This window comes from Nitrincola tibetensis (genome assembly GCF_003284585.1).
Classification (GTDB): Bacteria; Pseudomonadota; Gammaproteobacteria; order Pseudomonadales; family Balneatricaceae; genus Nitrincola; species Nitrincola tibetensis.
Genome location: NZ_QKRX01000007.1, coordinates 1 through 12,681 on the forward strand (window position 1 = coordinate 1; position 12,681 = coordinate 12,681).

General features: G+C 43.9%; 14 protein-coding genes. 13 read left to right on the top strand and 1 reads right to left on the bottom strand.

All coding sequences use genetic code 11. The annotated features are described in order from the left end of the window. The first annotated feature begins 242 nt into the window (after nucleotides 1-242). Nucleotides 243-497 (top strand): FAD assembly factor SdhE, encoded by a 255-nt coding sequence (locus DN062_RS10305; RefSeq protein ID WP_112159252.1) that lies wholly within the window; start codon nucleotides 243-245, stop codon nucleotides 495-497. A 392-nt stretch (nucleotides 498-889) separates the two neighbouring features. Here DN062_RS10305 and nadB read toward each other — a convergent pair whose 3' ends face one another. Next, entirely contained in the window at nucleotides 890-2,509 is a 1,620-nt protein-coding gene (nadB, locus tag DN062_RS10315; RefSeq protein WP_112159254.1) for an L-aspartate oxidase, read from the bottom strand. A 235-nt stretch (nucleotides 2,510-2,744) separates the two neighbouring features. Between nadB and rpoE the strand changes: the two genes are divergently transcribed. From rpoE to DN062_RS10375, 12 genes are all read left to right on the top strand, one after another. Next, nucleotides 2,745-3,335, top strand: a complete 591-nt coding sequence (gene rpoE / locus DN062_RS10320; protein WP_112159255.1) for an RNA polymerase sigma factor RpoE — start codon at nucleotides 2,745-2,747, stop codon at nucleotides 3,333-3,335. A 37-nt stretch (nucleotides 3,336-3,372) separates the two neighbouring features. Beyond that, nucleotides 3,373-4,191, top strand: a complete 819-nt coding sequence (locus DN062_RS10325) for a MucB/RseB C-terminal domain-containing protein (RefSeq protein ID WP_112159256.1) — start codon at nucleotides 3,373-3,375, stop codon at nucleotides 4,189-4,191. A 5-nt stretch (nucleotides 4,192-4,196) separates the two neighbouring features. Further along, entirely contained in the window at nucleotides 4,197-4,634 is a 438-nt protein-coding gene (locus DN062_RS10330; RefSeq protein WP_112159257.1) for a SoxR reducing system RseC family protein, read from the top strand. 21 nt (nucleotides 4,635-4,655) lie between these two features. Beyond that, entirely contained in the window at nucleotides 4,656-6,053 is a 1,398-nt protein-coding gene (locus DN062_RS10335) for a DegQ family serine endoprotease (protein ID WP_112159258.1), read from the top strand. A gap of 146 nt (nucleotides 6,054-6,199) precedes the next feature. Then, nucleotides 6,200-7,999: a translation elongation factor 4 gene (gene lepA / locus DN062_RS10340; RefSeq protein ID WP_112159259.1), complete on the top strand. Its 1,800-nt coding sequence runs from the start codon at nucleotides 6,200-6,202 to the stop codon at nucleotides 7,997-7,999. 7 nt (nucleotides 8,000-8,006) lie between these two features. Further along, nucleotides 8,007-8,819 carry a signal peptidase I gene (gene lepB / locus DN062_RS10345; RefSeq protein ID WP_112159260.1) on the top strand — a complete coding sequence of 271 codons (813 nt, stop codon included), beginning with the start codon at nucleotides 8,007-8,009 and terminating at the stop codon, nucleotides 8,817-8,819. Nucleotides 8,820-8,830: 11 nt separating this feature from the next. Further along, entirely contained in the window at nucleotides 8,831-9,211 is a 381-nt protein-coding gene (locus DN062_RS10350; protein ID WP_112159261.1) for a DUF4845 domain-containing protein, read from the top strand. Further along, on the top strand, nucleotides 9,208-9,894 hold the full coding sequence (rnc, locus tag DN062_RS10355) for a ribonuclease III (RefSeq protein WP_112159262.1): 687 nt from the start codon (nucleotides 9,208-9,210) through the stop codon (nucleotides 9,892-9,894). Before DN062_RS10350 ends, rnc begins: the two co-directional genes overlap by 4 nt. Continuing rightward, the gene (gene era / locus DN062_RS10360) at nucleotides 9,891-10,790 is read left to right on the top strand and encodes a GTPase Era (RefSeq protein ID WP_112159263.1); all 900 of its coding nucleotides are present in this window, start codon (nucleotides 9,891-9,893) and stop codon (nucleotides 10,788-10,790) included. Before rnc ends, era begins: the two co-directional genes overlap by 4 nt. Then, nucleotides 10,790-11,479 (top strand): DNA repair protein RecO, encoded by a 690-nt coding sequence (gene recO / locus DN062_RS10365; protein WP_112159264.1) that lies wholly within the window; start codon nucleotides 10,790-10,792, stop codon nucleotides 11,477-11,479. Before era ends, recO begins: the two co-directional genes overlap by 1 nt. Further along, nucleotides 11,479-12,231, top strand: a complete 753-nt coding sequence (pdxJ, locus tag DN062_RS10370) for a pyridoxine 5'-phosphate synthase (protein ID WP_205126716.1) — start codon at nucleotides 11,479-11,481, stop codon at nucleotides 12,229-12,231. Before recO ends, pdxJ begins: the two co-directional genes overlap by 1 nt. 9 nt (nucleotides 12,232-12,240) lie before the next feature. Continuing rightward, nucleotides 12,241-12,615, top strand: a complete 375-nt coding sequence (locus tag DN062_RS10375; protein ID WP_112159266.1) for a holo-ACP synthase — start codon at nucleotides 12,241-12,243, stop codon at nucleotides 12,613-12,615. Nucleotides 12,616-12,681: the final 66 nt, after the last annotated feature.

The following is a 12,681-nucleotide window of genomic DNA, read 5'->3' on the forward strand; positions in this document are numbered from 1 at the left end:
AGAAGTGAAACGCGTCATCGCCGATGGTAGTGTGGGGTTTCCCCATGTGAGAGTAGGTCATCGCCAGGCATTTATTTAGAGAAGCCCCTGATTCCATGAGTCAGGGGCTTTTTGCTTTTTTCCGGGCTTAAGATTGTAAAATTTATGAATTTTATCTCCTTTTCCAAGTTGCCAATTATATATCTATTTACTTTTCTCCAATAATTGTTAAAACTGCACTACATTTATAATAGGTGTATTCAATGTATACTGAAGAAGATATTAGACGATTAACATGGCAGTGCCGAAGAGGCATGTTAGAGCTTGATGTTTTGTTAGGTCCTTTTGTCGAAACTACTTTTCGCAGTCTCAATGAGGCTGATCAGAATAGCTTTGTGCGTTTATTGGATTGTGAAGATCAGGATTTGTTTACTTGGCTTATGCAGCGAGACGAGTCAGAGGATGCTGACATACAACGTATTGTAAGGATGATTCTTGAGCGGGTTCAACCATCTTGAAGTAACGATCGGTAAATCAAAAATAGTTATAACTATTTTGATTTTGATTCTAATGGTGGCGTTGTTGTCTATTTCTTTAACGTCACTATTTTCAGGTATGATCTGTATTTTCTTGGTTTTGTTGTTTTGCTGCTATGGATTTATAGCTTATAGATCCTATCTAAACAGCTACCTAGGCGCTAGGTTGACATGGTTTCCAGATGCTGATGTCATTTATCTCACTGATTTGCAAGGTGGGATACATCGCTTTACGATGATTAAGCGAATGTCAGTACACTATATCTGGATATACGTAGTGCTTGTGAATGAAGAGGAGCAAGTCAATTTATTGTTGCCAATAGATTGCATGTCCTCATCCGAATTTCGTCGACTAAGTGTTATTTGTCGTTACACTAAATAGACCTTAATGCATTAGGCCAAGGATAGTTCTTTGGTGCTAATATCGTATCAGCTATATCTTTTGTGGCTTCAGGATAGTCCTTTGTGTAGTGCAACCCACGGCTTTCTTTGCGTTGCATTGCGCTCAAAATGATAAGCTCTGCAACAGTTGCCAGATTTCTAAGCTCAATTAAGTCGCGGCTGATTTTATAGTTCGAATAGTATTCTGATATTTCCTTTTGAAGCATTTCAATTCTGTGATGTGCACGTGCAAGACGCTTGGTTGTTCTCACTATGCCGACGTAATCCCACATAAATCGACGCATCTCATCCCAATTGTGTGAAATAATCACGTCCTCATCAGAGTCTGTTACTTGTGACTCATCCCATTCAGGAATATCGACGTTGGTTTCATCTGAATAGGTTTCAAGTTGCTTTCGTATGTGCTGTGCGGCGGAGCGGGCGTAGACAACGCACTCTAATAATGAGTTTGACGCGAGTCGGTTTGCGCCATGTAAGCCAGTAAAGGCGGTCTCACCAATTGCATAGAGCCCAGGTATGTCGGAACAGCCATTTATGTCTGTTACTACGCCGCCGCAGGTATAGTGAGCTGCAGGTACCACAGGGATAGGATCTGTTGTAATATCTATCCCATACTCTATACAGCGCTCATAGATAGTAGGGAAGTGTTGTTTAATAAAATCTGCAGGTTTGTGCGAAATATCTAAGTACACACAGTCACAACCAAGGCGTTTCATTTCATGATCGATTGCCCGAGCGACAATGTCACGTGGTGCCAATTCCATACGAGAGTCGAAGTTTTGCATGAAGCGTTCGCCGTTGGGCAGCAAAAGATGCCCACCCTCACCGCGTACCGCCTCAGTGATTAGGAAAGATTTTGCATTTGGATGATATAAACATGTAGGGTGGAACTGATTGAACTCCATATTAGCAATCCTACACCCCGCTCGCCATGCCATGGCAATACCGTCTCCGGTTGTTCCATCGTGATTGCTTGTGTACAGATATGCCTTAGAGGCGCCACCAGTAGCAAGAATAACTTTTTTTGCCTTAAACGCGATGATTTCGCCAGTCGTATGATTCAGTACGTATGCACCGATGCATTGGTTGTTAGGTAATCCAAGCTTTCGTCGTGTAATCAGATCAATCGCGATATGATGTTCAAAAACTTCAATGGATTCTTTTTCTAGAGCTCTCTCAATAAGGGTCTCAGCAACAGCTCGGCCCGTTGCATCTGACGCATGAATAATGCGGCGATGAGAATGCCCACCTTCCTTTGTTAGGTGATATCCTTGGCCTTCTTTTGTGAAGGGAACCCCTTGGTCAATAAGCCACTGAATTGCCTCTGGGCCATTATTAATTGTATGCTCAACCGCAGATGGAATACTCAAGTGAGCACCTGCTACCAAAGTGTCAGCAACGTGGTTGGCTAGTTTATCCCCCTCATCTAAGACTGCTGCAATTCCACCCTGCGCTAACCATGTGGAACCTGTTTGAACAGAGCTTTTGCTTAGTACTGCGACATGTGCGTGACCTTCTAAGTTGAGTGCAAGGGTTAATCCTGCAGCTCCACTGCCAATTACCAGTACATCATATTCTTTCGTTTTGGTCATCGTTATGTCTCTTTGGACTGCTAATCATTCAGCATAATACGGATTTTGACTTTAGTATGGTATTTTATGACATTAAATAATATTTAGATCGGAACTTCACCCAAAATAAAAGATCATACCTACAGAATCGTTTTTTGACTGCTCGGGGTTGAAAAGCAGGTAATAGTAATTACATACTCACTCTGAAGCCCTCCAACTAGAGGGGGTAATTAACCAGCTTACATAAGGAATCCGAGTGTCAGAAGATAATCAGATACAAGCTGATCAACTCTTAGTTGAGCGTGTACAGGCTGGCGATAAGCGAGCCTTCGATCTGTTGGTTAAAAAGTATCAGCACAAGATCATTGGGCTTATTTCTCGTTACATATACGATCAACACGAAGCGTTGGATGTGGCACAAGAGTCTTTCATAAAAGCGTATCGTGCACTGCCAAAGTTTAGAGGTGATAGCGCATTTTACACTTGGCTTTACCGTATTGCGATTAACACGGCCAAGAATCATTTGGTATCACGAGGTCGTAGGCCACCAGATACAGATATAGATGTAATGGACGCACAGTATTTTGATGGGGATACAGAGTTACGTGATATCGAATCACCAGAAAATAGTCTTTATCGCGATGAGTTGCAAGGTGTTATCAATCGAGTACTTGACAAATTACCAGAGGACTTGCGTGCTGCTTTAACGCTTCGTGAGCTTGAAGGAATGAGTTACGAAGAAATTGCTCAAATCATGGATTGTCCTGTTGGTACGGTTAGATCGAGGATTTTTCGTGCAAGAGAGGCGATCGATAACGAAATAGCCCCTTTGTTAAAAGATGATTGATGTTGGGCTTTATTATATTTTAGGTTGAGGTACGCAGATGAACGAGCAGGCAGAGTCCCTATCCGCTCTAGTTGATGGCGAAGTCAGTGAACTAGAGTTGAGACGAATTCTTAAAGAGATCGATCGAAATCCTGTCGAGGCCGATAAGTGGCGTCGTTATCATTTGGCATCAGCTATTATAAAGAATGAATCACCCTCTCTGTACACAACAGATCTGAGTTTGGCTGTAATGTCTGCTATAGATAGGTCTGACTTTAAAGAACACAGTGACGGTTCGGGGGATCTTATCAATGGACGACAAAATCAATTTTGGAAGTCTTTAGCTAGTATGGCGGTGGCTGCATCGGTCACAGCGGTTATTATCCTCGGAGCTGGATGGCAATCACCATCTGATGATGCGGTGGTTACTATGCCAACATTGGCGGCTAATCAAAATGCTGTCCCATCTTATGCTCAACAAGCGAGGTTTGGTGGGATACCATCAACCCAGTTTGATCAATCATCTGAAATTATACGCTCACAAGCAACCATGCAGCGTTACGTTGATCAACACCGTTTTTATATTTCAGATCAGCGATATCCACAATGGTCAATTGGTTGGTTGCCTGATGGATTTCGAAATATACGTCACGAATCTGTTCAGCATGGCGAGGTCATGGTTTTTTCAAATGGCAGGCAAGCCTTCTCAGTAACAATTGAAGACAGAGGTCAACAGTCCTTACAGGAAGGTGTGTCTAATGTTGGTGACTATATTGCTGTAGGTAAAATCCAAGGGGATAAATTTGTGACAGTAGTCGGAAATATGCCAATTATGATTGCTGAGAGAATCGCCTCTTCCGTTGATGTTAGTAGGTAGCACCAGTGGTCGAAGAAACAGCAAAGGTTATCCGAGTTTTAAATAAGGCTCTTGTTGTTGAAACCAAAAGACTTAGTGCCTGTCAAACCTGTTCGTCGAGTGACGGGTGTGGGCAAAAAAAACTGACGTCCTTATGGGGTAATCGGGTGTCCGAGCTTCTAATTGAAAATCCAAATGGGTTAGAAGCACAGCCGGGTCAGCATGTTGTTATAGGGCTCAATGAACAGGCAATTTTGAAGGCCTCTTTATTGTTGTACTTATTGCCCTTGTTTTCGATGATTGCAACAGCAATTATGTCTTATGCCTTAGAACTATCTGAAGGTTGGATGATTATTATTTCGTTTACAGGGCTTATGATCGGCTTCGCTTTTGCACGTTGGATTTCATCTGTATTTTTCGCATTGGCTGACTATCAGCCAGTATTGTTAAGACTTGCATTATAAACTTTGAAAAAGGTCTCAATGATGAAAAAAGTATCGCTAAGTATTGGACTTCTGCTCTTTTCACTTGCGTTTGCACTCTCCGTTAAAGCGCAGACTTTTCCTGATTTTAAAACATTAGTAAAAGAGGCTTCTCCGGCTGTTGTAAATATTAGCACGGTGCAAAAGGCAGCCCCTGTTTCTCAAGACCCATTCAGTCAGTTTCGAGGGCCAGGAAGTGAAGATATACCTGAAATCTTCAGGCATTTTTTTAGAGGCTTTCCTGATACTCAACCGCGCAGAGGCAATCCTACGCCTAGATCCTTAGGCTCTGGCTTTATTATTTCTGACGACGGCTACATTTTAACAAATCATCATGTGATCAAAGATGCCGAGCAAGTCATTGTCCGATTAAGTGATCGTCGTGAACTTGAGGCTGAAGTAGTAGGGTCTGACCCCAGATCAGATGTTGCACTTTTAAAAGTTGCTGGTGAAAATCTCCCTTTCGTGAAAATCGGTGCGTCGAATGAATTGGAGCCAGGAGAGTGGGTATTGGCCATAGGATCTCCATTTGGCTTCGACCATAGTGTTACGGCTGGAATAGTGAGTGCAATAGAACGCTCTCTTGCTAATGACACCTATGTCCCTTTTATTCAAACTGATGTCGCCATTAACCCCGGAAATTCAGGTGGCCCTTTGTTTAATTTAGCAGGAGAGGTTGTCGGTATCAATTCACAAATCTACACTCGCTCGGGCGGCTTTATGGGACTTTCATTTGCAATTCCTATTGATGTTGCGATGGAAGTATCAGAGCAAATAAAGGGGCAAGGATTTGTCACGCGTGGGTGGTTAGGCGTTGTTATCCAAGAAGTGAGTCGTGATTTGGCAGAGTCTTTTGGTTTGCCTAAGCCATCGGGTGCGTTGGTTGTGAAAGTGATGGCTGACAGCCCCGCTCAGGCAGCTGGTTTGCAAGAGGGGGATGTCATAGTTCGATTTGAAGGGCAAGAAATTAATCTGTCCTCTGATTTGCCTCATCACGTTGGTCGGGTTCGTCCCGGGCAGTCAGCTTCAATTGATTTAATCAGAGGTGGGGAAGCCTTGACGCTGAATGCAACCATTGGTGTGTTGCCTGATGAAGATAATCTTGCTCAGATACCCGATGTTCAGCAAGGCGAGAGTCTCGGTTTAGTTGTACAACCTTTGGATGCTGATTTGCGGGCTCGATGGAATGTAACTTCAGGTGTTGTGATAAGCCAAGTTAATGACGGGCCTGGTGCTTTGGCAGGCTTAATGGTTGGCGATATCATTACAATGTTAAACGGCCAACGCATTGAAACCATCGAGCAGTTTAACCAAGTTGTTGTAGGTTTGCCGAAAGGACGCTCAGTGCCTTTACGAATTGTTCGGCGTGGAAATCCTATGTTTATACCTCTCAAACTTTAACATTCCTATCTTGATAAGAAGGCTTGGTAATTCTACCAAGCCTTTCCACTTTCAATCAGATAGCTCAAAAGCCCCGAATGCGGTAGACTACTGCGCTTATTGTTGGGTGAAAAAACCCAGTACCAAACTGACTCGAGACGTGCATTGTGAGTAACCTGGACCATATCCGTAATTTTTCAATAATTGCCCACATCGACCATGGCAAGTCGACCCTCGCTGACCGCTTCATTCAGGTCTGTGGTGGTTTGTCTGCTCGTGAGATGGAAGCTCAAGTTCTTGACTCTATGGATATAGAGCGTGAGCGTGGCATTACTATTAAAGCTCAAAGCGTTACTCTTAATTACACAGCAAAAGATGGGAAAACCTATCAGTTAAACTTCATTGACACGCCTGGGCATGTTGACTTTTCATATGAGGTTTCGCGTTCTTTGGCTGCCTGCGAAGGTGCATTGTTAGTTGTGGATGCCGCTCAAGGGGTTGAGGCTCAATCCGTTGCCAATTGTTACACGGCGATTGAACAAGGTTTAGAAGTTGTTCCGATTTTAAACAAAATGGATTTGCCTCAGGCGGAGCCGGATCGTGTTAAGGTCGAAATTGAAGAGGTTATCGGTATTGATGCAACTCACGCAATCGCGTGCTCAGCAAAGAGCGGCATGGGAGTTGAGGACGTTCTGGAAGAGCTTATTCGTGTGATTCCACCACCTGTCGGTGATCTAGACAAGCCCCTCCAAGCGTTGATCATTGATTCTTGGTTTGATAACTACTTAGGGGTTGTATCTTTAGTTCGTGTTAAAAATGGACGCTTACGTAAAAAAGATAAGATCTTAGTTAAGTCCACTGGCCAAACTTACATCGTCGATACTGTCGGTGTTTTCACGCCTAAACGTTTCGTTACGGATGAGTTGAAAGCAGGTGAGGTAGGTTTCATTGTTGCAGGAATTAAAGACATTCATGGAGCTCCCGTCGGTGATACGTTAACCCTTTCAAAAACACCAGACGTGGACATTTTACCAGGTTTCAAAAGAGTGCAGCCGCAGGTGTATGCCGGACTCTTTCCAACCAGTTCGGATGATTACGAAGATTTCCGTGAAGCGCTCGATAAGCTGACCTTAAATGACGCGTCCCTGTTCTTTGAACCTGAAACCTCAGACGCATTAGGTTTTGGTTTTCGCTGTGGTTTCCTAGGCATGCTTCATATGGAAATCATACAAGAGCGCCTTGAGCGTGAGTATGATCTTGACCTTGTAACCACAGCTCCAACCGTTATTTACGAGTTGGAGTTGAATAATGGTGAGGTCATTCAAATCGACAGCCCCTCAAAACTGCCTGATCTAGGTTCAGTTAAAGAAATGAGGGAGCCCATCGTACTCGCAAATATTCTTGTACCCCAGGACTACCTTGGTCAAGTCATTGGCCTTTGCGTCGACAAACGCGGTATTCAAAAGAATATGCAGTTTGTGGGTAATCAAGTGCAGTTAAGTTATGAGTTACCGATGGCTGAGGTTGTTCTCGATTTTTTCGATCGTTTAAAGTCGGTTAGTCGTGGCTACGCGTCTCTTGAGTACAACTTTATCCGTTTTGAAGCAGCTAGGCTGGTTCGATTGGATGTGTTAATTAACGGCGATAAAGTCGATGCCCTAGCTGTTATTTTGCATAAAGATAATGCACTTTATCGTGGGCGTATGTTGTGTGAAAAAATGAAAGATCTGATTCCTAGACAAATGTTTGATGTCGCTATTCAGGCGGCGATAGGTGGAAAAGTGATTTCGCGCACGACAGTCAAAGCGTTACGTAAAAACGTTTTGGCAAAGTGTTACGGTGGTGACGTCAGTCGGAAAAAGAAATTACTTTCTAAGCAAAAAGAAGGTAAAAAACGAATGAAACAGGTTGGTCGAGTTGAGATACCTCAAGATGCCTTCCTAGCCGTATTAAAAGTAGATAGCTGAGGCCTTCATGGATTTTGACTTCTCCCTCATTTTAGTAATTCTGACACTTCTAACAGGCGTAATTTGGCTGATCGACTTATTGTTCTTTGCGCCTAAGCGCAAAGAGTCCTTACGTTTAGCTAAAGCTGAGCATGAGGGAGAGCTACCTGAAGCAATTGCAACGAAGTTAAAACAACCGCCGGGCTGGGCTGATTTTTCAGTGTCAATTTTTCCGGTGTTAGCAATCGTCTTGGTGCTTAGATCTTTTTTGTTCGAGCCCTTTCAAATACCATCCGGTTCAATGTTGCCTACTCTGCAGATAGGTGACTTTATTGTCGTTAACAAGTTTCATTATGGTTTGCGATTGCCTGTGACGAATACACGCTTTTTAAGTGTAAATGATCCTCAGCGAGGAGATGTTGCAGTTTTTCGCTATCCAGAACAGCCTAGTATCAATTATATTAAGCGAGTCATAGGTGTGCCAGGCGACTTGGTGACCTATCACAATAAGACCTTCTACATTAATGGAGAAGTAGTGCCACAGGAGTTAGTAGCGAGAATGCCACCTGGAAATCCAGAAACACTCTTAATCAGGGAGTCGCTTGGTGGACATACATTTCAGATACAACATGACTTGGGTAGGCACTTTGGTAGCGCCCAGTGGCAAGTACCTGAAGGACATTACTTCTTTGTAGGCGATAACCGTGATAACAGTAATGACAGTCGTTATTGGGGATTTGTCTCCGAGGATTTGTTAGTGGGTAAAGCCGTTGCAGTTTGGATGCATTGGGATAATTTTTTCAGTCTTCCAGACTTCAGCATTGTCCGGAAAATCAAATAGGGATTTATTAGATGAAACAACATCCTAGATCAGCGCAACGTGGTGCTACGTTTTTTGGGGTCCTTTCCGTTGTTATTGTGGCAGGGATATTCTTATCGATCGCATTTAAGCTATTTACCCCTTATTGGGAACACAAAACGCTGGTCAGTGTTGTTAAATCGGCCAGTGAAGACCCTGAAGAATTACGTCGTCCCGTTAGTCAGATTCGTTCGAATCTAGAGCGTCGGTTTGTTATCAACCAAGTGACGTTGGCTTCGCCTGAAGCGCTGACCATCGTTGATGAAAGTGGCATGATAAAATTCACCTTAGATTACGAAGTTAGAGTTCCTATGTTTGCAAATGTAGATGCGGTTGTGAAATTTGAAGAATACTTTGAAGGCAGAAAGCCTTGAAAAAGCCTGTTTCTGAGCTGGCCCGGCGTTTAGGGCATGTTTATGAAGATGAGTCGTTACTAGAGTTAGCGTTGACACATAGAAGTTGCGGTAAACGTAATAATGAGCGTCTTGAGTTTTTAGGCGACTCAATCTTGAACTTTATCATTGCGGCTGATTTGTTTGATCGGTTTCCTTCAGCTAAGGAAGGACAGCTCAGTCGCTTAAGAGCTGCAATGGTTAAGGGTGAGACGCTTGCTGAAATTGCTAGAGAGCTTGATCTTGGGCAGTATTTACGTCTTGGGTCAGGAGAGCTGAAAAGTGGAGGTTTTCGTCGAGACTCTATTCTAGCCGACACCGTGGAAGCGATTATTGGTGCTATCTACATGGATGCCGGTTTAGAAAGTGCGCGGCTTTACGTGCTAAAGTGGTTTGACAAGCGCTTAACAGAATTGGATTTAGACGGGTCTATAAAAGACTCAAAAACACGCTTGCAAGAGTTCTTGCAGTCGCGCCGTTTAGACCTTCCCGAATATGATCTTATAAATGTTGAAGGTGAAGCGCATTCACAAACATTTTACATACGGTGCAAGGTGGCGTTATTAAACGAACCAACGGAGGGTAGTGGTAGCAGTCGTCGTCAAGCTGAACAAGAGGCGGCAAAAGCGGCTTTACAATTGTTAAAACAGGAATCCTCTTCATGAGTGAAACAACACGTTGTGGCTTTGTTGCGATTATAGGGCGACCTAATGTGGGTAAGTCGACCTTACTCAATCATATACTCGGTCAAAAAATCAGTATTACGTCCCGGAAGCCGCAAACCACACGTCACCAGATTTTAGGTATTAAGACGGAGGGAGACGACCAAATCGTTTATGTTGATACTCCGGGTCTGCATAATGATGAAAAAGGTAAGGCGCTTAATCGTTATATGAATAAAGCCGCGTCTGATGCGTTGCGTTTTGTCGATGTTATCGTTTTTTTGATTGACAGAACGCGTTGGACTGACGAAGACGAAAGCGTGCTGCAAAAGCTGGAGTATACCCAATGCCCTGTGATATTGGCGGTCAATAAAATTGATCAGCTAAAGGATAAAGGTGAATTACTGCCTCAACTAGAGAAGCTCTCGGTAAAGTATCCGTTTGCAGCAATCATGCCTTTATCGGCTAAGCAAGGACACAATGTCGAGGCATTAGAGAAAAAGGTGATGGAGTTTTTGCCTGAGGGTCCGCATCACTACCCTGAAGATCAAATTACGGATCGCAGTTCACGCTTTATTGTCTCAGAAATCGTCCGTGAAAAGCTCATGAGAAATCTAGGGGAAGAAGTCCCCTATGGCGTCACGGTTGAGATTGAAGAGTTTACTCACAGTGGCACGTTACTGACGATTAGTGCACTGATATTGGTCGAGCGCGAAGGTCAAAAGCGGATAGTGATTGGCGATAAAGGCGAGGTGTTGAAAAACATTGGTCGTGATGCACGCTTAGACATTGAAAAAATGTTCGAGTGTAAAGTGATGCTGAACCTTTGGGTTAAGGTTCGTCGTGGCTGGTCTGATGATGAGCGAGCTTTAAAAAGTTTGGGTTACAGGCACGAGTGATGCAGCACAGGGTGGAGCAGGCGGCTGCCTATGTCTTGCATACCCGGCCTTACAGAGAAACCAGTTTATTGGTGGATCTCTTTTCGTTAGAGTATGGTCGCTTAAGCTTAGTGGCAAACGGTGCTCGTCGTCCAGGTTCAAAACGACGGCATCATTTGCAACCCTTTCAGGCCGTCCAAGTGAGTTGGCGTGGTCGCCATGAGTTGAAAACCTTACAATCGTCGGAAGTACCGAGTGTCTTTATGCCGTTGACGGGCACGGCATTGCTATGCGGTTTGTATGTTAATGAATTACTGCAACGCCTGTTGTCCCCAGCAGAACCCTGCCCGCGTTTATATCTGTACTACGCCTATTTACTCAACGAATTACAACTTCAGCAGGACATTGAAGGTGCGCTTAGGACCTTTGAACGTCAACTATTAGAAACAATTGGCTATGGTATTGCTTTTGACGCAATTCAAGCGGATATAAGTTATACATTTGATCCGAATATGGGTTTTACACCAGTAGAGAATGATCTCGGAGCTTATTTGGGGTCGTATCTGCTGGAAATAGCAGAGGATCGATATGAAAATCTCATCGTGCGTCGGATAGCAAAGCGACTGATGCGAGAAGCTTTATCTGCTGTTTTAGGCGATAAGCCATTAAAAAGTAGAGAATTATTTTTAAATTATGGGAGGTCGGCGTGATCGATCCAGCGCGTATACTGCTCGGTGTTAATATTGACCATATTGCAACTCTGCGTCAGGCGAGGGGTACTCGTTATCCTGATCCTGTTCATGCAGCACTCTTGGCTGAAGAAGCCGGTGCCGATGGAATTACGGTTCATTTGCGAGAAGACCGCCGTCATATTCAAGAGCGGGATATTCGTATATTGGCAGAAGTCTTGCAAACACGTATGAACCTTGAAATGGCAATCGCACCTGAAATGCGAGAGTTCGCCAAAGTGATTAAGCCCGCACACATTTGTTTAGTTCCCGAAAAGCGGGAGGAGCTGACAACGGAGGGAGGGCTTGATGTTGTAAAATACTTTATGGAAGTGTCCGAGTACTGTGACGATTTGGGTGGAAGGGGAAGTGAAGTATCCCTATTTATTGATCCAGATAAGGCTCAAATCGATGCGGCTTTGGCCTGTAAAGCACCAGCTATTGAGCTGCACACAGGTGCTTATGCGGATGCACACACGATCGATCAACAACGTCTTGAGTTAGATCGAATCGTGCAAGCTGCTCAGTATGCTCATGACAAAGGCTTAATTGTGAATGCGGGTCATGGTTTGCATTATCATAATGTCGAGCCGATTGCAGAAATCAGCTGCTTAAATGAGCTAAACATTGGTCATGCGCTTATAGCACATGCAATGTTTGTGGGTATTAAAGCTGCTGTTATTGAAATGAAAGCACTAATGATCGGTGCGCGTTTGGGAAATCGACGTGCGTGAGTTTGTTTTATGATTCTTGGAACTGGAATCGATATTGTTCAGATAGATCGAATTGAGGCCGCCCTCGCCAGAACCAAAGGTCTGGCTGAGCGCATACTAACACCCCTTGAGCTGGATGGTTTCCATCGAAATGCAAACCCGCATCGATATCTAGCGAAGCGCTTTGCCGCTAAAGAAGCTGCGGTCAAGGCGCTAGGTACTGGGATAGGTCAAGGGGTCGGCTGGCATCATTTTGAAATTGTAAAGGATGCTTATGGCAAGCCATGTGTAGAAGTGAGTCAAGCTGCTCAGCGGTTGGCTCATGAAAAAGGCATAAAGTTCTGGCACTTATCCTATACTGATGAAAAGCAGTACGTTGTCGCCATGGTCATAGCAGAAGGTTGAGGTTTCAGTAGGCAGTGGTTAATATGCCTTCAATATTTTGGGATAGCCTAGCGGTTATTCCTCTGA

Excerpts from the sequence above, each read along its gene's own strand:
- nadB (WP_112159254.1), bottom strand. The coding sequence starts at position 2,509 with ATGACCAAAACGAAAGAATATGATGTACTGGTAATTGGCAGTGGAGCT.
- DN062_RS10305 (WP_112159252.1), top strand. The coding sequence starts at position 243 with ATGTATACTGAAGAAGATATTAGACGATTAACATGGCAGTGCCGAAGA.
- DN062_RS10335 (WP_112159258.1), top strand. The coding sequence starts at position 4,656 with ATGAAAAAAGTATCGCTAAGTATTGGACTTCTGCTCTTTTCACTTGCG.
- DN062_RS10350 (WP_112159261.1), top strand. The coding sequence starts at position 8,831 with ATGAAACAACATCCTAGATCAGCGCAACGTGGTGCTACGTTTTTTGGG.
- lepB (WP_112159260.1), top strand. The coding sequence starts at position 8,007 with ATGGATTTTGACTTCTCCCTCATTTTAGTAATTCTGACACTTCTAACA.
- recO (WP_112159264.1), top strand. The coding sequence starts at position 10,790 with ATGCAGCACAGGGTGGAGCAGGCGGCTGCCTATGTCTTGCATACCCGG.
- DN062_RS10325 (WP_112159256.1), top strand. The coding sequence starts at position 3,373 with ATGAACGAGCAGGCAGAGTCCCTATCCGCTCTAGTTGATGGCGAAGTC.
- DN062_RS10375 (WP_112159266.1), top strand. The coding sequence starts at position 12,241 with ATGATTCTTGGAACTGGAATCGATATTGTTCAGATAGATCGAATTGAG.
- era (WP_112159263.1), top strand. The coding sequence starts at position 9,891 with ATGAGTGAAACAACACGTTGTGGCTTTGTTGCGATTATAGGGCGACCT.